Raw genomic sequence first — 20,585 nt, forward strand, 5'->3', positions numbered from 1 at the left:
TAAAATTACGCTAACAAAACTACGGCGCGAATCATTCTTTTAATGATTCGACCACGGCGTGAAACACGCACAGGCAGAATGGGGCAGCAGGGATGATTGGGCGCAGATCACAGCGCGGATCCGAAGGCGACACTGACGTCAGGCCCAAGGGCTTTGACGACTATGAGGTGCGGCTGGGTGACAGGATGCGTGGTGAACGCGCAACAATGGGCAAATCCCTGCTGGATGTGCAGCGCGAACTGCGGATCAAAGCCAACTACATTGCAGCCATAGAAGATGCCGACCCGGACGCCTTCGATACGCCCGGATTTATCGCTGGGTATGTGCGCTCTTACGCCCGCTATCTGGGGATGAACCCCGACGAAACTTTCTTTGCGTTTTGTAAGGAAAGCGGGTTTGAGGTCGCGCATGGCATGTCGGCCGAGGCGTCAGTGGTTCGAAAGACCTCGGGCAGCTTGCCGGCTCGCGGTCCGATGGGGCGCGATCCGTTTATCTCGCCAAACACTCCCTATATTCCCGGACGGGAATCGTTGGTCAGCCAGATCGAGCCGCGTGCCATCGGGTCGTCTCTGGTTCTGTTGGCTGTGATCGGCGGTATTGGGTATGGCGGATGGTCCGTCCTGAACCGGATTCAGCAAGTGCAGGTAAGCCCGGTTGAACAGGCTCCGGTTGTCTTGTCTGATTTGGACCCGCTTGAGGCGGCGCGTGGCACTACCGAAGATCAAGTCGCGCTGATCGACACCCCCTCGGCTGAGGCTCTGGATAGGCTGTATCGCCCACAGGCCCTGGATTTGCCGGTGCTCGTTGCCCGTGATGCACCAATTTCTACACTGGACCCGCGTACCGTTGGCACCTTCCAGCCGCCTGAGCCGCCCAAGGTTGAGGTTGCCGAAGTCCATACGGTTCTTCGCCCGGCATTGCCGCAGGTGGTTGAACAGATTGATACGACCCTGAAAATCGTCGCCGTTGATCCGGCGTGGATGCGGGTCACCGCTGCGGATGGAAGTATCATCTTCGAGGGTACGCTTGGAACCGTCGAACAGGGCAGTACATTCGAGGTACCGCTGACAGAAGAACCGCCTAACCTACGTGCAGGTGCCGCCGGATCTGTCTATTTCTCGATGAATGGTGACCATTTCGGCCCGGTCGGAGCACCAGGAACTGTCGCCAAAGGTGTCGTTCTGTCCAAGGATGCGGTTTCCGAACGCTATACGGTAGCTGATCTTGAGGCCGAGCAAAACGTCGCCCTCAAGCAACTGGTGGCGGAACTTCAGGCGCAAAGCTCTGCCGCACCGACAGAATGATCTGACCATTGCAGTGGCCAGTTAGGCTGACTATTTAAAGATCAACTCAGACAGTCTTGGACCCGTCCACATGTCCCTTAATCACGTGCGCCCATGGCGCAATATCTACCGCCGCAAATCTCGTCAGATCATGGTTGGAAACGTCCCCGTCGGAGGTGACGCTCCGATTGCGGTGCAGACGATGACCAACACGCTGACGACGGATGTGGCGGCGACTGTGGCTCAGGTGCAGGCCGCCGCAGAGGCGGGTGCGGATATCGTGCGCGTTTCGGTCCCGGATGAGGCCTCGTCCAAGGCGCTGAAAGAGATCGTGCGCGAAAGTCCAGTACCTATCGTGGCGGATATCCACTTTCACTATCGCCGTGGGATCGAGGCCGCCGAGGCAGGCGCAGCATGCTTGCGGATCAACCCTGGCAACATTGGGAATGAAAGTCGGGTGAAAGAGGTCATTCAGGCCGCGCGTGACCATAATTGCTCGATCCGGATCGGGGTGAATGCGGGAAGCTTGGAAAAGCATCTGCTCGAGAAATACGGCGAGCCTTGCCCCGAAGCGATGGTTGAAAGCGGGCTAGAGCATATCCGTATTCTTCAGGACAACGATTTCCACGAATTCAAGATCAGCGTGAAAGCCAGCGATGTCTTCCTGTCGGCAGCTGCCTATCAGGGCATCGCCGAGGCCACGGACGCCCCCATCCATCTGGGTATTACCGAGGCCGGAGGACTGGTTTCGGGCACCATTAAATCGGCGATTGGTCTGGGCAATCTGCTGTGGATGGGCATTGGCGACACGATCCGCGTCAGCCTGTCTGCGGATCCTGTCGAAGAGGTCAAGGTAGGGTTCGAGATTCTGAAATCTTTGGGCTTGCGCCATCGCGGGGTTAATATCATCTCATGCCCCTCTTGTGCGCGGCAGGGGTTCGATGTGATCAAAACAGTCGAGGCGTTGGAACAGCGTCTTGAACATATCAAAACACCAATGAGCCTATCGATCATCGGCTGTGTCGTGAACGGCCCGGGCGAAGCGTTGATGACCGATGTCGGCTTTACCGGCGGCGGTGCCGGATCGGGTATGGTGTATCTGGCGGGCAAGGCCAGCCACAAGATGTCCAACGATCAGATGGTCGACCACATTGTTGAAGAGGTCGAGAAGAAGGCCGCTGAATTGGACGCTGCGCAAGAAGCCGCTGAGTAATTTTCCAGCTTGATTGGCCGTTGAATGACCAGATCGGCGGGCATGCAGGGTCAATTCATAGGGCCTGCATGTTATTGGCCGCGTGTATCTGGTGGACCCCAATCCCAGACACCTCATTGAAAACGCGACGATGTTGGTCCACATTATTGTGAGGAATGAGATTTTCATTCCCGCTTAGATTTGTTGTTTTTGTTTCATGGGTTTCTTAGTCGTATGCCAGTAAGCGATCGTTTGAAGATTAGATTGTCTCCTGCCTCTTCGGCCCTCGGTCTTTGCGGTCCGGACTCTAACAGGGGGCTTATGCAATGCGCCGTAACTTGAAAGCCTTCGGCCTGGGTGCAGTGATCGCCGGGTGTTCGGGTTTCATGGTGGCAGATAGCGTAGTGGCCGATCAGCCCGCATTTCCCGGTGCGGTGGGATATGGGCAGAACGCTACGGGTTGGCGTGGCGGCGAAGTGTTTCATATCACAACCCTGGACGATACCGGCCCGGGCAGCCTGCGTGAGTGCGTCGAAAATGACGGCTCCGGACGGGTTTGCGTTTTCGATATTTCAGGGACGATCACTGTAGACACCCAGATGAAAGTGGCTTCGAACACCTATATCTCCGGACAGACCGCGCCGGGACAGGGGGTGCAGATCAAACTTGGCAAGGTTCTGGATTCACCCCTGATGATTTTTGAGGCGCAGGACGTTTTGCTGCGGAACCTCAAATTTCGGCCTGGACCCAGTTACAAGCCCTCGTCGAACGTGGACGGGCTTTCCATAGAGAGCAGTTCGAATATCTACGTTGACCGTGTCTCGATCCAATTTGCCACGGATGAGAATCTGGGCGTTGGAACGGAAAACCTGCCAAGCGAAGATATCACGATAGCCCGCAGCATCTCAGCCCTGGCTCTGGATAAGTCCACCCATACAAAGGGAAAGCATTCAAAAGGTGCTCTGCTGTGTTCCGATGATGGAACGGCAAGGCAATGTGGGCGGGTCACCCTGTATCAAAACCTGTTTGCCCATAACCGCGACAGAAATCCAGACATCCAGTCGTCACCATCTGGGCAAGTCGACATTATTAACAACGTGTTCTACGACGCGACCTCGCAATTCGGTGAGTTCTGGAACCATTACGGCGACACATGGATCGCCTATGTGGGAAACGTGGTCCTGCCGGGCCCCAGTACACGGAACAGGCCGCCCCCCGCCGCATTCGAGGTGTTCCCTTATGGCGCGGACAAAGGGTTCAGCATCTCGGTTTTCGAACAAGATAACCTGCATCTGGACAGCCGTATTGAGCTGCTATGCGACAGATCAGTGAAGGGCAAGATTGCGGATGATGCGGCGGTCGAATTCCTTGTGGCTGAACCTCACCAGCCGCTGTCGGTTGAACCTGCCGAGGTGAGCACGACATACGAAACCGTTCTTGGAACCGTGGGGGCCCGGCACGGGGATGACCAAGCTTTGGACAGTCTGGATGCGATGGTGATCGAAAACGTCCGTGGCTGTGATGGACATCGGATAAACGATCCGGGCGAGGTGGGCGGTTGGCCGGATTTGCCCATTGTTCACGCGGCAGTTGATACTGACCGGGACGGAATGTCTGATACTTGGGAAACAGGGCGGACTGGCCTGGACCCGAATGATCCCTCTGATGTCTGGGCGGACCGGGACGGCGATGGCTGGTCTAATCTAGAGGAATATCTAAGCCACCTTGCTGGCGACCCGATGCCCTGACGGAATGGCCGGCTCCTGTTGCGGAACCGGCCTGCCAAATCAGCCTTGCTCGGCGCGAACGGCATTCGCAATTTGCTGCATCTGATCTGCTTTCAGGTACCCGCGCAGCATTTCGGTGCCCAGAACAAACGAAGGCGTGCCCGAAATCTGCATCCGCTGCGCCAATTCACGGGTCTTTTGGATTTCCTCGGTGACCTGTTCGCTGTCCATTGCCGCCAGAATCGCGTCACTGTCTAAACCCAGCCCGTCCGAGATACGGCGCAAAGTAACCGGCGACGGTTCCCCGGTGAATTCGAGCAGGGCATCGTGAACATGTTTATAGGCATCGTCCCCGGCAACATGTTTGGCGGCAACGGCAAAGCGGGATGAGATCATCGACGCGTCTCCGAGGATCGGAAACTCTTTGATCACAAGCCGAATATTGCCATCTTCGGCCAGCAGGCTGGCCACTTCGGGAACCGCACGGCGGCAATATCCGCAGCGATAGTCCATGAATTCGACCAGAGTAATATCTCCGTCCGGATTGCCGCCCACCCAGCTGTACCCGTCGTTGAAAAGCTCATCAGCATTGCTGGCGACAAGCTCTTTATCCGCCTGCGCTTCTTCCACGGCGTTGCGTTGTTCCAGAATGTTGATCGCTTCGATGATGACTTCGGGGTTTTCCAGGAGGTATTCGCGTACCTGCTCTCCGAATTGTTGTTTTTCGGCGTCGGTCAGCTGGCTCAGGTCCAGGGCCTGCGCCGATCCTGCGATCAGGGAAAGCCCCAGAAGGGCTGGTGCAGCGTGTCTGAGGGTCATTTCCGTTTCCTTTTCGAATTACTCTTGTTTGCTTGTTCAAACGCAATCAACACATCTTGGGCCCGTTGCCAACCCGGTGATCCGACCGGCAACTGCGCAACCGCGCGTTTCGCGTGAATACCGGCGTCATCCAAACGGCCCTGCAGGGCATATCTTTCGGCTGTAACCGCCGATGCCATGCCAGTATTGCCTGTTTTGGCATAAGCTGCACCCAGGTCTTGCATCAATCTTGCGTTACGAAAATCTCTGGCCCGTGCTTTTTCAAGAATGGGCAAGGCTTCCACTGTCTTACCTTGAACCAACAGGGACCGCCCGTATCCGGCCAGGATAAGTGGGTTATTCGGCGCCAATTCAACGGCTTTGCCATATGCTGCTACCGCATCAGCCACTTGACGGTTTTCAAGCATGATCTGGCCTTTGAGGTCATAGTAATAGGGGTCATTGGGCCGGATTGCCAAAGCACCATCAATCGCGGCGCGCGCTTTGGTTAGATCACGGTTTTGATGGTGGGCTGCTGCCTCGCGCATCAGTCGTATGTCCTGGGCGGTTTCTTCTTTGGCGCGCCGCATCGTCCATGTGGGCGAGCGGATGAAGGCCGATAGTTTACCTTTCGCCCTTGCGAACCAGTAATCGGCATTCTGGCTGGGTTTGGCTTTGTCGCCGAACTCTTCCAGAAACGCCTCGGCGGCACGCAGCCTCTCGCGGCTGGTGGGGTGTGATCGCATGTATGGGTCCTGGTTGACCGTGTTTAACAGCTCTTGCCCCGCGAATTTACGGTGCAGAGACACCATGCCACTGGGCGAGATGCCGGCCCAACGTAAATAGCTTGCTGCGCTGCGATCCGCCGAGGACTCTTCAGCGCGGGTGTGGCCAAGAAAGCTGCGCAGGGCTGCCGAATTAGTACCGGCCGCAATTCCGAATGCAGCCTCGCCGCCGCCAGCAGCTGCAGCAATCAGAGCCAAAGCCGTCCCAAGCCCGGCTTTTTGCCGTGCTGCATTCAGGTTTTCGTAACGGCGCGATAGATGCCCGTTGGCGATATGGGCCGCCTCATGTGCGATAACCGCCTGCAACATCTCGGGGCTTTCGACTGAAAGGATTAACCCATAGTTCAGATAGATCGCATTGTAATCCAGAACGAAGGCATTGAACGTGCTGTCATTGACCACCAGTATCTGGACCCGGTTGGTATTCAGACCGGCGGCGCGCAGAACGGGAAAGGCCAGCTCTCGCAGACCGTGTTCAATATCTGGATCACGGATCAGGCTTTGGGCCTGAACAGCGCCTACGAGCCAAGTCACTGCAAACAGCAACAGGGCTGGGATTGACGCCAGCCTGGATACGCGTTCAAAAGCCATGATTGCAACATGGGAGATGGCCATGCGAAACTCAAGCCGGTCCGGGGTCGATCCGTTCATCGTGATGGACGTGATGGAGGCTGCCCGCAAAGCTGAAGAAGCCGGCCGTCACATCATCCACATGGAGGTCGGCCAGCCTGGAACCGGCGCACCCAAAGGGGCGACCGAGGCATTGGCTAAGGCAATGGAGCAAGGCCCGCTGGGATATACCGTTGCATTGGGTCTGCCAGCACTGCGCCGCCGGATCGCGCAGATGTATGGCGAGTGGTATAATGTCGATCTCGATCCCGAACGGGTGGTGGTAACCCCCGGTTCGTCAGGCGGATTTCTGCTGGCGTTCACCGCGCTGTTCGACAGCGGGGATCGCGTGGGTATTGGGGCCCCCGGCTATCCGTCATATCGGCAGATATTGCGGGCCCTGGGGCTGGTCGCGGTTGATCTGCCCACCGCTCCGGAACACCGCCTGCAGCCGGTGCCAGCCGATTTCGCAGGGCTAAATTTGCAGGGGCTGATGGTGGCCTCGCCCGCCAACCCGACAGGCACCATGCTGGATCGCTCCGCAATGGGGACGCTGATCGAGGCCGCTCAGGGGCAGGGTGCGTCTTTCATCAGTGATGAGATTTACCACGGTCTGGAATACGAAGCCAAAGCCGTCACCGCGCTGGAGCTGACAGATGAGTGCTATGTGATCAACTCATTCTCCAAGTATTTCTCTATGACAGGTTGGCGCGTTGGCTGGATGGTTGTGCCTGAGGATCATGTGCGCGTCGTCGAGCGGATTGCGCAGAACATGTTTATCTGCGCGCCTCACGCCAGCCAGGTGGCAGCGCTGGCGGCGATGGATTGTGATGAGGAATTGCAGGCCAATCTTAATGTCTATCGGCGGAACCGGGCGCTGATGCTGGACGGTCTGCCCAAAGCCGGTTTCACCAATATCGCGCCACCTGATGGGGCATTCTATGTCTACGCCGATGTGTCTGACCTGACCGACGACAGCCGTGCCTTTGCGGCTGAGATTTTGGATAAGGTCGGCGTGGCGGTCACTCCGGGGCTGGATTTCGATCCTCAGCGCGGGCACGGCACCATCCGTTTTTCCTATGCACGTTCGACTGGGGATATCGAAGAGGGGCTGCGGCGGCTTCAGCGTTTCATGGCTGATCGGGGCTTGATTTCTGCCCAAGCCTAAAGCGTTCACATCCAAGTGCGGGTCGGGTAGGCTGCGCTTCAATCGATCTCGGGAAAACTTGAGGCCATGAGCAGAATTATCTACGCCATCGCGCTGATCTGGGCGCTAGGCAGTACCGCCGTTGCGCAGGATTTCAGCGCACTCGCCCGTGTTTTGCCAGACCAAAGTTCGATTGTTGATGACGGGCGGTCCGGTGTAAGCATCCAGCTTGGGCTTAGCCAGGGGGTGCCTTATCGCGTTTTTACCCTGCGCGACCCGTATCGGATGATCCTGGATTTCCAGGAGGTAGACTGGACCGGTCTTGATCGTGACCGCTTTCTACAGACTGGTCGTATCAGTGGTGTGCAGTTCGGCTCTTACGTACCGGGCTGGTCCCGCATGGTGCTAGAGTTGGGCGCGCCTCTGATGGTCGAGACGGCGGATATGCGAGTGGACTCTGCGACTGGGGCCGCGCATTTGACGCTTGGGCTGCAAGGGACAGATTTCGACAGTTTCGCAGCCAGCGCTGGCACGCCCCGGCAAACCGGCTGGGATTTGCCGGAACCGGCGGTAACATCTGTCACGCCAAGGGGGCAGGGCAACGGAACTTTGCGTGTCATGTTGGATCCCGGGCATGGAGGAATTGATCCCGGCGCCGAAGTTGACGGTGATGATGAGAAAACGCTGATGCTGACCTTTGCCCGAGAGCTGCGCGAGATGCTATTGCGCACGGGCGGATACGAGGTTGAGATGACGCGGACCGATGATCAGTTCGTTTCTCTTGAACGTCGTATTGCATTGGCACACCGTGCAGGTGCAGATGTGTTCATCTCTATACATGCCGACATTCTGACAGAAGGGCGGGCTCATGGCGCGGCCGTTTATACGCTGTCTCAAGATGCCTCGGATGTGGCAAGCCATAAACTGGCCGAGCGGCACGACCGCAGTGATTTGATTTCGGGCGTCGATCTGAGCGGTGCGGATGATCAGGTTGCAGATGTTCTGCTGGACCTTGCGCGTCAGGAAACCAGGCCGCGTACGGATGCGTTGGCACAAATGCTGGCGAATGGAATGACGCAACAGGGCGGTCCGATGAACAACAAGCCAATTCGCACCGCCTCATTTTCGGTTCTGAAGGCAGCGGATATTCCTTCCGTTCTGATTGAGCTTGGCTTCCTTTCCAGCCCTAGAGATTTGAAAAATATACGAAATCAGGAGTGGCGCATGGGAATGGCGCGCGGTATTCGGGATGGGCTAGAGAAATGGCGCCAGGACGATATGGTAAAACGATCCCTGATTGGACAGTGACCCCGTGGCGCAAACCGGCTATTATTGGCCATGGTGTTTTGACCCTGCACAGGTGCGACACTATATAGGCGGCACCGCGAGCAAAAGGCAGTAACGTGATCCGTTTCATTCTTTCGATTTTCGGGGCGATATTCAGCCTCGTGACCTTGGGTATTTTTATGGCTGCGCTGGTTATCGGCGCGGTGTTCTGGATGTATGGGCGCGACCTGCCCAGTCACGAATCCCTGGCGCAGTACAAACCGCCCACGATCAGCCGGATTTATTCTGGCGAGGGTCAGCTGATCGACGAATTTGCGCAGGAACGCCGTCTGTTCACCCCGTCAGAAGAAATCCCCGAACTGGTTAAGCAGGCCTTTATTTCGGCCGAAGACAAGAATTTCTATAACCATAAGGGCTATGATCCGCGCGGGATTATTGCCGCTGGTGTCGAGGCAGTGAAATCCAAGGGCGAGAATGTACGGGGTGCATCGACGATCACACAGCAGGTAATGAAGAACTTCCTGTTGTCGGGGGACCGTCGGGCCGAGCGCAAGATCAAAGAGATCATCCTGGCCACACGGCTTGAGAATACGCTGGATAAGGAACAGATCCTAGAACTGTACATGAACGAGATTTTTCTGGGCCAGAACTCGTATGGTGTAACCGCAGCAGCGCAAACCTATTTCAACAAGACCCTTCAGGAATTGGCTCCGCATGAGGCCGCCACTTTGGCGGCTATGCCCAAGGCGCCGTCGGATTATCACCCGGTTCGGCAGAAAGAACGCCTTGTGAACCGGCGCAATTACGTGCTGCGCGAGATGAACCAAAACGGTTATATCGACACGGCGACCTATGAGGCCGAGGTCGAGATGCCTTTGCGGTCTGTCCAGAATGGTGATTTCGAAAGTTTCCGCACCGCCTTACCGCCGCGGGATTACTTCACCGACGAAATCCGCCGCCAGCTGAGCGAAGATTTCGGCGAGGGCGAGTTCTTTACAGGTGGTTTTACTGTCCGCGCCTCTGTGGACGAGGAAATGCAAGTCAAAGCCGCGCACGCCCTGCGCGAGGCGCTGCAGAAATACGACCGGTCTCGTGGAAAATGGCACGGGACCGACGAAGTGATCGCCGAAGAAATACTGGCGGATGAGGTGCAGTGGCGTGAGACCTTGGCGATTCTGGAAATCCCCCGTGATGTGGTTCTGCCTACGCAGTGGTATCCCGCCGTAGTACTGGATGTCGGTGAGCAGGCCCTGACCGTCGGCATTGAAAATGGTCCGGCTGACGGCATCATCCCGCGCTCGGACATCAAGTGGATGCAGGGCAGCTTCTTCGACAACTTCAAACGCGGTGACGTCATTCTGGTGATGGCCGGGGAAGAAGGCCAATGGTCCGCCCGTCAGGTCCCCGAGGTTCAGGGCGGCTTTGTTGCGATGGATGTGAACTCGGGCCGAGTTTTGGCGATGCAGGGCGGATTCTCGTATCAGGATTCTGTGTTCAACCGTGCCACGCAGGCGCAGCGTCAACCCGGGTCAAGCTTTAAGCCTTTCGTCTATGCCGCTGCGTTGGACAGCGGGTATAGCCCTGCGACCATTGTGGTCGACGCTCCGATCGAAGTGAACACACCGCAGGGCCTGTGGCGACCCAAGAATTCGACCAACAAATTCTACGGGCCGACGCCATTGCGTACCGGGATTGAACAGTCGCGGAACCTGATGACTATCCGTCTGGCGCAAGAAGTCACGATGCCCGTGGTTGCCGGATACGCGGAACGCTTTGGCGTTTATGACCGGATGGGTGCTTTCCTGGCCAACTCGCTGGGGTCCGAAGAGACGACGCTGTACAAGATGGTTGCGGCCTATGCGATGTTCGCAAATGGCGGCGAGCGGGTTGAACCCACTCTGGTTGACCGTATTCAGGATCGGTTCGGCAAGACAATCTATCGCCACGATGACCGCCAGTGCCTGGATTGTAATTCGGCCTGGCTGGAACCTGATGAATCCCCCACGATCGAGACAAACCGCAGTCAGGTCATGGATGCGATTACCGCCTATCAGCTGACGTCGATGATGAAAGGTGTCGTAGATCGCGGCACGGCATCCAGCGTTATCAATCTGCCTGTGCCCACCGCTGGGAAGACCGGAACAACCAACGAATCCAAAGACGCCTGGTTCATCGGCTTTACCTCGAACATTGTTGCAGGCTGCTATATCGGCTATGACCGCCCCCGCCCGATGGGCCGGGGCGCGTATGGCGGCACTTTGTGTGGACCTGTGTTCCAAAGCTTCATGGAAACCGCAGTCGAGAAATACGGTGGAGGCCCGTTCGAGGTGCCCCCAGGTGGTCACTTTATCAAAATCGACCGGTTCAGCGGCGCGCGCTTGCCATCTGATGCGTCCGGAGACTTTGTCGTGGCCGAGTATTTCCGCGATGGCGCCGACGGCTTTATCGACCGCATCTATGACGGTGGTTTTGCGATGGGTTCCGACCTGCCGCTGTTTGAAGAGGTCAACAGCTCGGGTCGTCAGGTGACCACGTCGACCGGCGACACCATCACCGTTGGCCCAAATGCCAGCCAGGGCGATTTGCAGGGCGGCGGGCTTTACTGATCCGCCGCGCGCAACAATAGGTTCAAGAGCGTTGCCTCGGGCGCAGCTGAAACTGTCCCGTGGCCGCGCCACATGATGGATAGCGCACCTTTTGCAGCGGCCCATTGGGCAAGACGTTTCCGCGACACACCTAACGCTCCGGAGTAAAGCTGGAGGCAGCGTTCGATCTGGTCGCGGCTGCGAACCAGATCGGGCATACCTTTGGGATGCCGCAATGCGTTTGCAAGTTCAAAAGCAGGATCGCCCAGATACCCCTTTGCATCAATTACCCGTGCCCCTGAAGGCGTTTGAATTACGTTATCGGTGTGAAGGTCACCATGCAGCGGCACCACCTGCGGTTGGCTCGTCAGAAGGTTTGATGCCAGTTCCGTTGCGCGGATCACATCGCGTTGTAGTGCATCAGGGCAATCGCGGGCAAACGTGCAATCAAACAGTGGATTGAATACCTCGTGCAACGGTCGCAGCTCGTCGAACGCAACCGTGGGCTTTTGGTGAAGGCGGTGGGCCATCTCCGAGAAAACCTGCAGCGCGCTTTCAGCGTTTCCGTCACGCGCGATGTCACCCAGTGTCGGACCCTCCAACCACTCCATCAATACGGCTTTGCCCGCTTCGGCATAAATGGCAACCGCGCCACGATCCTGCCAAAGCGACAAAAGCCTGGTCGAAGCAGCTTCGTTCCCGCGATCTGCGCGGTGGTATAACTTTAGCGCGGCCGACCCATAATCCCGCGCGTGAACTTTCCAGACTAACGCATGCTGGGCTTCGGCGATCAGAGCGGCACGGCATAATCCCCAGCAATCCATGATATCACCCGGAACAATATGCATTCAGGTCTCCGCTGTCTTGTGGTGGCCCCACGCTCTTGCTATCACGCAGGCCTGATTGAGCAAGTTGGGACGTAACCATGCGCGCCGAAACCCAGAATACCGTGGCGGAAATTGAAAAGTCGCTAGAGCTGCTGGCGCAGCGCATGGACTATGAAACCGCACCCCATCGCCTTGAGGAATTCAATGCCCGGGTTGAGGATCCCAACCTGTGGGACAACCCCGAGAATGCGCAGAAACTGATGCGCGAGCGGCAGATGCTGGTCGATGCTATTGAAATCTATGAATCCATCAAAACCGACCTCAGCGACAATATGGAATTGATCGAACTGGGCGAGATGGAAGAGGACGAAGAGGTCGTCACCGACGCTGAAGAGGCGATCAGAAAGCTAAAAGCCAAAGCCGCCAAGAAAGAGCTTGAGGCGCTGCTGGACGGAGAGGCCGACGGCAACGACACCTTCCTCGAGATCAATTCGGGCGCAGGCGGCACCGAAAGCTGCGACTGGGCTTCGATGCTGGCGCGGATGTATGTCCGCTGGGCCGAGAAAAAGGGCTATACGGTCGAGCTGCAATCCGAGACCTCGGGCGAAGAGGCGGGTATTAAATCTGCGGCGTACAAAATTTCTGGCCACAACGCCTATGGCTGGCTGAAATCGGAAAGCGGCGTGCATCGGCTGGTGCGAATTTCACCTTATGACTCGGCGGCCAAACGGCATACATCGTTCAGTTCGGTCTGGGTTTACCCGGTGGTGGACGACAATATCGAGATCGAGGTCAACCCGTCCGAGATTCGCATCGACACCTACCGGTCCTCGGGGGCCGGGGGTCAGCACGTGAACACGACAGACTCGGCCGTGCGGATCACGCATATCCCGACCGGGATCGTTGTTACATCATCCGTGAAATCCCAGCACCAGAACCGTGATATTGCGATGAAAGCGCTGAAATCCCGCCTGTACCAGCAAGAGCTGGACCGCCGCAATGCTGACATCAATGCAGCCCACGAGGCAAAGGGCGATGCGGGCTGGGGCAACCAGATTCGGTCGTATGTTCTGCAGCCTTACCAAATGGTGAAGGACCTGAGGACCAACCATGAAACCTCGGATACCAAGGGGGTTTTGGATGGGGATCTTGACGGGTTCATGGCCGCCACGCTGGCCTTGAACGTGGCCGGAAAAAGCCGTTCCGAAGCGCAGGGCGAAGGCTGATAGCAGCGCGTTCGATGCCCATGATGAAGCTGATCAAAGGACATTGGCAACTGATTGCGCTTGTCGCTTTGGTGTTTGTGTTCTGGTCTACGCCGATTGTGGTGCCTCTGAAGATACTCATCGTTTTCCTGCACGAGCTGTCGCACGCGATAACCGTCGTCCTAACCGGTGGTTCGGTCGAGAGCTTCTCGATCTCACCGCAGCAGGGTGGTCTTGTCACAGCGCGTGGTGGGCAAAGATTCTTCAGCCTGTCCGCCGGTTATCTCGGGTCGCTGGCGCTAGGGATGGGGTTGTTGCTGATAGCATTGCGCACGCATTGGGACCGGGCGGTGCTGGGTGGTTTTGGCGGCGTGATGCTGTTGGTAACAGCGCTTTATGTTCGCGATCCCTTTGCCATGGCGTTTTGTGCAGGCGTTGGGGCGGTTATGATCGGCATGGCGTTCTATCTAAGTCGGCCGATCTGTGATCTGGCTTTACGCGTGATCGGGCTGACCAGCGTGATCTATGTGCCTTATGATATCTTTGATGACACGATCCGGCGCTCGGGTGTCCGCTCGGATGCCTACATGCTGGCCGAAGAATTTGGCGGCACGACCATGATGTGGGGCGGGATCTGGCTTGTGTTAAGCGTCCTTTCCATCCTTTTGTGCGTAAAACACTTTCTTGGGCACGACAGCAATTTGCATTTTGGGTCTCGACCCAAGTGACCTCGGGTAGTCTTTGGTGAAAAGATGCATTCAAACTGAGGGTTTAAATGAGGATACGCTCCGGCTAGGCTGACCAAAAAGGTGGAGCCCAGGGATGGATCTAGGCCAAATAACAGCAGCCGAATTGTTGAGTGCATTGTCCTCTGGGCGTTTATCGGCGGCTGAGCTGATGCAACTGACGCTAGAGCGGATCGGCGCAGTGAACGAGCGCCTGAATGCAATCGTGGCGATGCGTGATCCTGATGATTTGATGGCCGAGGCCCGTGCTGTTGATGCCGGACCAAACCGTGGTCCGCTGCATGGTCTGCCGATTGCCGTCAAAGACTTGGTGAATGTTGCGGGCGTCGTTTCGTCCCAAGGATCACCAATCCTGAATGGGTTCATTCCGGAAACAGACGATCTGTTAGCCCAGCGGATGAAAGAGGCCGGGGCAATCCTGATCGGTAAAACCAATACCCCGGAATTCGGGTTGGGCTCACATACGTTCAATCCAGTATATGGCGTGACATGCAATCCATATGACCCCGAGCGTACTTGCGGCGGTTCATCCGGTGGAGCAGCGGTCGCGCTGGCGTCTGGCATGGTGGCGCTGGCCGATGGGTCTGACATGATGGGCAGCCTGCGCAACCCTGCGGCATGGAACAACGTCTATGGCTTCAGGCCCAGTTGGGGACGGGTGCCAAATGAACCCGACGGTGACGGGTACTTGCACCAGCTTTCTACATTGGGCCCGATGGCGCGGAGCCCCGAAGATATTGGTCTATTGCTTGATGTGATCAGCGGCACTCATCCGTCTCAACCTTTGGGTCATCCGGGGGAAAGCGTGTCTCCGGTCCAACCCGCTGATCTGACCGGAATGCGTATCGGGTGGTTGGATGACTGGGGCGGAGCCTTTCCATTCGAACCTGGTATCCGCGAGATTTGCCGTGACGCGCTCGAGGTGTTCACTCAACTCGGGGCCAAGGTCGAACCCCTCACACCGCCCTTTGACGCAGACCAGATGTGGAATAGCTGGATTACATTGCGTTCGTGGAGCGTGGCCGCCGGTCTTGCGTCTCTGACAGAACACCGCGCGTCACTGAAGGATACTGCGCAATGGGAACTGGACCGTGGTCTGGCGCTGACAGCGATGCAGGTCCATCGTGCCAGTGTTGTGCGAACCGAGTGGTTCCGACGTGCGACCGAAGTTTTCCAGGACTATGATGCGCTTATCCTGCCGTCGGCCCAGGTCTGGCCCTTCGACTTGCAGCTTGCATTTCCCACCGAAATCAACGGCACCCGGATGGATACCTATCACCGTTGGATGCAGGTCGTGGTGCCGGTCAGCCTGATCGGACTGCCTTGCCTCTCGGTTCCTGTTGGATTTGGATCCGAAGGCTTGCCGATGGGAATGCAGATCTTTGGTCCGCGCGGAGCGGATTCTCGCATTTTGTCCATCGGATCTGCATATCATTCTGCCACCAGTTGGCCGCAAAAACGACCCGCCTGAAAATCGACCGGATACGAAGGATAAAAGCCATGGACAAACAGTTTGGTGTTCCGAACATGGGGCGGGTAGATGTCGAAATGCTGCACGAGGCCCTAAGGCGAGGCTGGAGCGATTTTCGCCGCGCTCCGCTCTTTGGGCTGCTCTTTTCCGGGTTCTATGTATTGATGGGCTGGCTGATGGTTTGGGTCACTCTCACGACCGGAACGACCTATTGGCTGATTTTGGCCGCAATCGGTTTCCCGATGCTGGGCCCCTTTGCCATGGTGGGGCTGTATGAGGTATCGCGGCGCATTCAAGAGGGTGAAGGTTTGGATTCTCGGGCCATATTTGGCGTAATCCTGGGTCAAAGCCGCCGTCAGTTACCTTCGATCTGCGCCATCATCGTTGTGATGTTTCTGTTCTGGTTCTTTCTTGGCCACATGATCTTTGCCCTTTTTATGGGGCTATCGACCATGACCAATGTGTCTTCGTCCCTTGAGGTGTTCCTTACATCAAACGGGTTGACGATGTTGGCGGTTGGAACAGCTGTTGGCGCGATTTTTGTGACCATCCTCTACATGATCACGGTGCTTTCAATTCCGATGCTTTTGGACCGAGAGCTGGATTTTGTGACCGCAATGATTGCCAGCTATAGCTATGTGGCCGCAAACCGCAGATTGATGCTGGGGTGGGGCGCGCTGATTGCGGTTCTAACGTTTGCCGCAATGATCCCCTGGTTTTTCGGCTTGTTGATCGTACTGCCGTTATTGGGGCACGCCAGTTGGCACCTATACTGGCTGATCTCTCAGGGCGGGGAAATCGCGGGTTAACACGTCAGGATCGTTGTCAAGCGCGGGCCATGGCTTCTGGTCGGCGTGCAATGCGCGCGGCGGCCAGGACTGTCGAGGTGTCGTCCCCTAAATGTCTGAGCAATATCCGCCGTGTCGTCGTTGCGGTAGCTGTAGTTTTTGAAAGGCAAATTGCGACACCGCGCCAACAGTTTGTTTGATTTTCAATTCCACGTGTCACCAGATAGATCCTGCTTTTCTGAGACGCACGACAGGACATGAGCATATAAATCTGCCGCCCGGCACAGGCCACGATACCCTGTACTTCGCGCTCTGCGACTGATGCTCCGGGTGTCTCGGAAATTGGTTCAAACCCTCTAACCAAAGTACATTGCGGTAACCTTTTGGCGTGAAAAAGCCTGTGTCTCAGGGGTTTTGTGCCATCAAGTTCTGTCTCGGTCGCATAATAGAACCCGCCGGGAAACAGAATTTCAGTCAGGGTGGCTGGGGTGGATCCCAGAAACTCGGTCAGGGCGACGGCAGCCGGGTGCTTGGACGGTTGGTCAATCTGATCCAAGGGATGGAGCAAAATCCGAGCATCAACATCAAAAAAGCGGCATATTCGGTCAAGGACATCGGGTCGGGGAAAGCTTTCGCCGCCAAGATAGCGATTGAACTGAGTTCGGTTCACTCCAAGCTGGCGGCACAGCTCGGAAACTGAATTATATTGTCCAGCAAGAGTTCGCAGATTGGCGCCGAACATCCTGCGTAGGTCGTCGGGGCTGCGGCTGTCGTTCGTCATTTTCGTCCCGGTACTTGTGTGTATTCCGAATAACCGCGACACAACTGGCTAACAAACCAGGCGCTGTCTGAAATCGTACAGATGACCCAGCGGACGCATCCCAACGCCGCGCTACCCTTAAAGGCTAACGCGATGATGCATAGACGCAATAGGTTAATTCTGATTTAGCTTAAACTTTTTAGGCAAATGTGACGTTGATGTTCACGTTTGGCGTATTGTGATCTTGCAAATTGGGTATTGCCGATACCCCGCCGCCAACTGGATGCGCCGGCGGGGCAGTTTTGGTCAATCGCCGCGCAACAGGGCTGCAACGCCGGTCCGGGCGATTTCGATCAGACCCAGCGGGCGCATCAGATCGGCAAAGGCGTCGATCTTGTCAGGTGCGCCGGTGATCTCAAAAATGAACGAATTCAACGTGCTGTCCACGACATTGGCACGGAAAATATCGGCCAGACGCAGCGCCTCGACCCGCTTGTCGCCGTCGCCGACCACCTTGATGATGGCCAATTCCCGCTCGACCGACGCGCCTTCGACCGTCAGGTCATGCACGTCGCGTACCGATACGATCCGGCCCAGCTGCGCCTTGATCTGTTCGATCACCTGCGGGGTGCCGGTGGTGACGATGGTGATGCGGCTGAGATGGCCGGTATGGTCCACCTCGGCGACGGTCAGGCTTTCGATGTTATAACCACGGCCCGAGAACAGGCCGATGACGCGGGCTAGAACCCCCGGTTCATTCTCGACCAGAACTGCGATGGTATGGCGTTCCTGTACGTCGGAAAACGTGGGTCGTAGGTTATAGGCCGAATGGCGGGTGGAGCCTTTTTTGATATGTAGGGCAGACATGCTGAGCTAGTCCTCTTCGTAGCGAAGGTTCGATACACCTTCGGCATTCTCCAGAATTTTCCAAATTGCGCCACGCAATGCATCCACCTTGGGGGCTGCGTGGTATTTCTTGAACATCTTTCTCACATGCTCGGTCTTTGGTGAGAACTGAACCAGATGGCCATCACCATAGTTTGAGCAGCCGAAAACCAGGGCAAACGGCTCGTCGTGATCAATTTCGTGATACCATCCCCAGTCCTCGGCACAGGCGAAGGAAACCTCAAACCCGGATGCGGCAAGCTCTTCACTCAGAAAGATGCTGAGTTCCTTGCCAAACACATCCGGATTGATGAAATCATCAGATTCTTCGTTCAACTCGTCCGGGGTAGGCTGGAAGCGCGTTGCGTCAAAACTGATCATCTGCGCTGTCATACCAGAACCGAACCTTTGCTATCGATCACGCCCTGCGTCTCGGCCTCGCCCAGCAGCATCTCGTTGTGGGCCTTGCCAGACGGGATCATGGGGAAGCAGTTCTCGTGCTTTTCGACCAGACAGTCGAAGATCACGGGGCCGTCATAGTTGATCATCTCCATGATCGCATCGTCCAGATCGGCGGGGTCAGAACACAAGATACCCTTGGCGCCAAACGCCTCGGCGAGCTTGACGAAATCAGGCAGCGCTTCGGACCAGGAATGCGAATACCGTTCGCCATGCAGCAGTTCCTGCCACTGGCGCACCATGCCCAAGCGTTCGTTGTTCAGGATGAACTGTTTCACCGGCAGGCGATACTGCGTTGCGGTGCCCATTTCCTGCATGTTCATCAGCCACGAGGCCTCACCAGCCACGTTGATCACCAGCGCGTCGGGATGTGCCATCTGAACACCGATCGAGGCCGGGAATCCGTAACCCATCGTGCCCAGACCACCTGAGGTCATCCAGCGGTTGGGATCTTCGAAGCCAAGGTATTGAGCGGCCCACATCTGGTGTTGGCCAACCTCGGTCGTGATGTAACGGTCATGCTTTTTAGTCAGTTCTTCAAGGCGTTGCAGCGCGTATTGCGGTTTGATGGTCTTTTCGCTGTTGGTATAGGCAAGGCAGTTCACCTTGCGCCATTCGCCGATCTGTTCCTGCCATTTCGCAATAGCTGCGGTGTTGGTCTTGCGACCGCGCGATTTCCAGACCTTGAGGATATCCTCAAGCACGTGGGCCACATCGCCAACAATCGGGATATCAACGCGGATCACCTTGTTGATCGAAGACGGGTCGATGTCGATATGCGCTTTTTTGGAATCGGGCGAGAACGCGTCGATCCGTCCAGTGATGCGGTCATCAAAACGAGCGCCGATATTGATCATCAGATCGCAATCATGCATCGCCAGATTGGCCTCATACAACCCGTGCATGCCCAGCATACCAAGCCAGTTTTTGCCCGACGCCGGATAGGCGCCCAGACCCATCAGGGTCGAAGTGATCGGGAAATCTGTTGCGTCTACCAGTTCCCGCAGCAACTGGCTGGCTGCCGGGCCCGAATTGATGACGCCGCCGCCGGTGTAAAAGACGGGTTTCTTGGCGGTCTCAATCGCAGCAACCAACTCGGTGATCTCTTCCAGATCGCCCTTCACTATCGGTTGGTAGTGCGAGGTCGAGGGCTTTGGGGCGCTATAGTCACCGGTAGCGAACTGAACGTCTTTGGGGATATCGACCAGAACCGGACCAGGGCGGCCCGAGGTGGCGACATGGAACGCCTCGTGCAAGGTATCGGACAGCGAATTCGTGTCCTTTACCAGCCAGTTATGTTTGGTGCAGGGGCGGGTGATGCCAATAGTATCAGCCTCCTGAAAGGCGTCCGAGCCGATCATGAAGGTTGGAACCTGTCCGGTCAGAACAACAATCGGGATCGAGTCCAGAAGCGCATCGGTCAGCCCGGTCACCGCATTGGTAGCGCCGGGGCCCGAGGTCACAAGCGCAACGCCGGGCTTGCCGGTCGAGCGGGCATAGCCTTCGGCGGCGTGAACCGCACCCTGTTCGTGACGCACCAGAATGTGGCGAATGTCGTTTTGCAGAAAGATCTCGTCATAGATCGGTAGCACGGCGCCGCCGGGGTATCCGAATACCGTGTCCACGCCCTGATCCTTGAGGGCCTGAACTACCATCTTTGCGCCGGTCATCTCACGTGTCATCTGCTTTGCTCCATTGGCGACATGTGTCTTGCGTTTCGCATAAAAAAAGCCCCCGAGATTTTCGGAGGCGCATGGGTTCGATTATGGTTTACCGTTACCGGCCCATGCGCGTGGTTCCTACGATTACGACTAGCGTTCTCATCGCCAGAGGCTCCTTTTTGCGTGGGTTGGACATTATGGGCGGTGGAAAGGGGCGTCAACAGGCAATTGCACCAATTTTCTAACTTCTGGGTGGTATTTTGCGACATTTTATTGCGAATTTTGACGCATGTTCGGAACTTTCGGGATTTTCACCCCTTTGCAATGCTTGGCGAGTGGCACGGAAGTGTCGAAATGCGTCATGCCGATG

General features: G+C 56.6%; 17 protein-coding genes. 10 read left to right on the top strand and 7 right to left on the bottom strand.

The genetic code is table 11. From position 1 onward, the window contains the following. The first annotated feature begins 92 nt into the window (after positions 1 to 92). The 3 genes from AC2FFF_RS03990 (at position 93) to AC2FFF_RS04000 (ending at position 4,223) form a co-directional block, all read left to right on the top strand. On the top strand, positions 93 to 1,304 hold the full coding sequence (locus AC2FFF_RS03990; RefSeq protein ID WP_281971941.1) for a helix-turn-helix domain-containing protein: 1,212 nt from the start codon (positions 93 to 95) through the stop codon (positions 1,302 to 1,304). Positions 1,305 to 1,374: 70 nt separating this feature from the next. After that, positions 1,375 to 2,496: a flavodoxin-dependent (E)-4-hydroxy-3-methylbut-2-enyl-diphosphate synthase gene (gene ispG / locus AC2FFF_RS03995; protein WP_142633254.1), complete on the top strand. Its 1,122-nt coding sequence runs from the start codon at positions 1,375 to 1,377 to the stop codon at positions 2,494 to 2,496. Between the two features lie 305 nt (positions 2,497 to 2,801). Further along, entirely contained in the window at positions 2,802 to 4,223 is a 1,422-nt protein-coding gene (locus tag AC2FFF_RS04000; protein ID WP_142633256.1) for a pectate lyase family protein, read from the top strand. 39 nt (positions 4,224 to 4,262) lie between these two features. On the opposite strand, the gene AC2FFF_RS04005 is transcribed toward AC2FFF_RS04000, so the two are convergent. Both AC2FFF_RS04005 and AC2FFF_RS04010 read right to left on the bottom strand, forming a co-directional pair. Continuing rightward, positions 4,263 to 5,021: a DsbA family protein gene (locus AC2FFF_RS04005; RefSeq protein WP_281971942.1), complete on the bottom strand. Its 759-nt coding sequence runs from the start codon at positions 5,019 to 5,021 to the stop codon at positions 4,263 to 4,265. Continuing rightward, on the bottom strand, positions 5,018 to 6,400 hold the full coding sequence (locus AC2FFF_RS04010) for a M48 family metalloprotease (RefSeq protein ID WP_281972391.1): 1,383 nt from the start codon (positions 6,398 to 6,400) through the stop codon (positions 5,018 to 5,020). Before AC2FFF_RS04010 ends, AC2FFF_RS04005 begins: the two co-directional genes overlap by 4 nt. On the opposite strand from AC2FFF_RS04010, the gene AC2FFF_RS04015 reads away from it, so the two are divergent. The 3 genes from AC2FFF_RS04015 (at position 6,399) to AC2FFF_RS04025 (ending at position 11,434) form a co-directional block, all read left to right on the top strand. After that, positions 6,399 to 7,562: a pyridoxal phosphate-dependent aminotransferase gene (locus tag AC2FFF_RS04015; RefSeq protein WP_282021883.1), complete on the top strand. Its 1,164-nt coding sequence runs from the start codon at positions 6,399 to 6,401 to the stop codon at positions 7,560 to 7,562. The genes AC2FFF_RS04010 and AC2FFF_RS04015 overlap by 2 nt on opposite strands. Positions 7,563 to 7,628: 66 nt before the next feature. Next, on the top strand, positions 7,629 to 8,849 hold the full coding sequence (locus AC2FFF_RS04020) for an N-acetylmuramoyl-L-alanine amidase (protein ID WP_142633265.1): 1,221 nt from the start codon (positions 7,629 to 7,631) through the stop codon (positions 8,847 to 8,849). Positions 8,850 to 8,944: 95 nt separating this feature from the next. Next, complete coding sequence (locus AC2FFF_RS04025; protein ID WP_281971944.1) at positions 8,945 to 11,434, top strand: penicillin-binding protein 1A; 2,490 nt, start codon at positions 8,945 to 8,947, stop codon at positions 11,432 to 11,434. Here AC2FFF_RS04025 and AC2FFF_RS04030 read toward each other — a convergent pair. After that, complete coding sequence (locus AC2FFF_RS04030) at positions 11,428 to 12,261, bottom strand: aminoglycoside phosphotransferase family protein (protein WP_281971945.1); 834 nt, start codon at positions 12,259 to 12,261, stop codon at positions 11,428 to 11,430. The two genes, AC2FFF_RS04025 and AC2FFF_RS04030, sit on opposite strands and share 7 nt — an antisense overlap. Before the next feature lie 77 nt (positions 12,262 to 12,338). Here AC2FFF_RS04030 and prfB point away from each other — a divergent pair, with 77 nt between their 5' ends. The 4 genes from prfB to AC2FFF_RS04050 all read left to right on the top strand — a co-directional run bounded on the left by prfB (position 12,339) and on the right by AC2FFF_RS04050 (position 16,471). Continuing rightward, positions 12,339 to 13,466, top strand: a complete 1,128-nt coding sequence (gene prfB / locus AC2FFF_RS04035) for a peptide chain release factor 2 (RefSeq protein WP_142633271.1) — start codon at positions 12,339 to 12,341, stop codon at positions 13,464 to 13,466. 14 nt (positions 13,467 to 13,480) lie between these two features. After that, positions 13,481 to 14,173: a M50 family metallopeptidase gene (locus AC2FFF_RS04040; protein WP_281971946.1), complete on the top strand. Its 693-nt coding sequence runs from the start codon at positions 13,481 to 13,483 to the stop codon at positions 14,171 to 14,173. A gap of 94 nt (positions 14,174 to 14,267) precedes the next feature. Continuing rightward, on the top strand, positions 14,268 to 15,662 hold the full coding sequence (locus AC2FFF_RS04045) for an amidase (protein ID WP_281971947.1): 1,395 nt from the start codon (positions 14,268 to 14,270) through the stop codon (positions 15,660 to 15,662). A gap of 29 nt (positions 15,663 to 15,691) precedes the next feature. Continuing rightward, positions 15,692 to 16,471, top strand: a complete 780-nt coding sequence (locus AC2FFF_RS04050; RefSeq protein WP_281971948.1) for a DUF2189 domain-containing protein — start codon at positions 15,692 to 15,694, stop codon at positions 16,469 to 16,471. A gap of 16 nt (positions 16,472 to 16,487) precedes the next feature. Here AC2FFF_RS04050 and AC2FFF_RS04055 read toward each other — a convergent pair whose 3' ends face one another. The 4 genes from AC2FFF_RS04055 to AC2FFF_RS04070 form a co-directional block, all read right to left on the bottom strand. Continuing rightward, complete coding sequence (locus AC2FFF_RS04055) at positions 16,488 to 17,231, bottom strand: helix-turn-helix domain-containing protein (RefSeq protein WP_281971949.1); 744 nt, start codon at positions 17,229 to 17,231, stop codon at positions 16,488 to 16,490. Between the two features lie 285 nt (positions 17,232 to 17,516). Beyond that, entirely contained in the window at positions 17,517 to 18,077 is a 561-nt protein-coding gene (gene ilvN / locus AC2FFF_RS04060) for an acetolactate synthase small subunit (protein WP_142633282.1), read from the bottom strand. A 6-nt stretch (positions 18,078 to 18,083) separates the two neighbouring features. Then, positions 18,084 to 18,476 carry a hypothetical protein gene (locus AC2FFF_RS04065; protein ID WP_271947534.1) on the bottom strand — a complete coding sequence of 131 codons (393 nt, stop codon included), beginning with the start codon at positions 18,474 to 18,476 and terminating at the stop codon, positions 18,084 to 18,086. An 8-nt stretch (positions 18,477 to 18,484) separates the two neighbouring features. Next, positions 18,485 to 20,236, bottom strand: coding sequence for an acetolactate synthase 3 large subunit (locus AC2FFF_RS04070; RefSeq protein ID WP_271947532.1), 1,752 nt, complete (start codon positions 20,234 to 20,236; stop codon positions 18,485 to 18,487). Positions 20,237 to 20,585 lie beyond the last annotated feature (349 nt).

This window comes from Ruegeria sp. YTSA226 (assembly GCF_059609905.1).

Coding starts and splice junctions, on each gene's coding strand:
- AC2FFF_RS03990 (WP_281971941.1), top strand. CDS start 93: ATGATTGGGCGCAGATCACAGCGCGGATCCGAAGGCGACACTGACGTC.
- ispG (WP_142633254.1), top strand. CDS start 1,375: ATGTCCCTTAATCACGTGCGCCCATGGCGCAATATCTACCGCCGCAAA.
- AC2FFF_RS04000 (WP_142633256.1), top strand. CDS start 2,802: ATGCGCCGTAACTTGAAAGCCTTCGGCCTGGGTGCAGTGATCGCCGGG.
- AC2FFF_RS04005 (WP_281971942.1), bottom strand. CDS start 5,021: ATGACCCTCAGACACGCTGCACCAGCCCTTCTGGGGCTTTCCCTGATC.
- AC2FFF_RS04015 (WP_282021883.1), top strand. CDS start 6,399: ATGCGAAACTCAAGCCGGTCCGGGGTCGATCCGTTCATCGTGATGGAC.
- AC2FFF_RS04010 (WP_281972391.1), bottom strand. CDS start 6,400: ATGGCCATCTCCCATGTTGCAATCATGGCTTTTGAACGCGTATCCAGG.
- AC2FFF_RS04020 (WP_142633265.1), top strand. CDS start 7,629: ATGAGCAGAATTATCTACGCCATCGCGCTGATCTGGGCGCTAGGCAGT.
- AC2FFF_RS04030 (WP_281971945.1), bottom strand. CDS start 12,261: ATGCATATTGTTCCGGGTGATATCATGGATTGCTGGGGATTATGCCGT.
- prfB (WP_142633271.1), top strand. CDS start 12,339: ATGCGCGCCGAAACCCAGAATACCGTGGCGGAAATTGAAAAGTCGCTA.
- AC2FFF_RS04040 (WP_281971946.1), top strand. CDS start 13,481: ATGCCCATGATGAAGCTGATCAAAGGACATTGGCAACTGATTGCGCTT.
- AC2FFF_RS04045 (WP_281971947.1), top strand. CDS start 14,268: ATGGATCTAGGCCAAATAACAGCAGCCGAATTGTTGAGTGCATTGTCC.
- AC2FFF_RS04050 (WP_281971948.1), top strand. CDS start 15,692: ATGGACAAACAGTTTGGTGTTCCGAACATGGGGCGGGTAGATGTCGAA.
- AC2FFF_RS04055 (WP_281971949.1), bottom strand. CDS start 17,231: ATGACGAACGACAGCCGCAGCCCCGACGACCTACGCAGGATGTTCGGC.
- ilvN (WP_142633282.1), bottom strand. CDS start 18,077: ATGTCTGCCCTACATATCAAAAAAGGCTCCACCCGCCATTCGGCCTAT.
- AC2FFF_RS04065 (WP_271947534.1), bottom strand. CDS start 18,476: ATGATCAGTTTTGACGCAACGCGCTTCCAGCCTACCCCGGACGAGTTG.
- AC2FFF_RS04070 (WP_271947532.1), bottom strand. CDS start 20,236: ATGACACGTGAGATGACCGGCGCAAAGATGGTAGTTCAGGCCCTCAAG.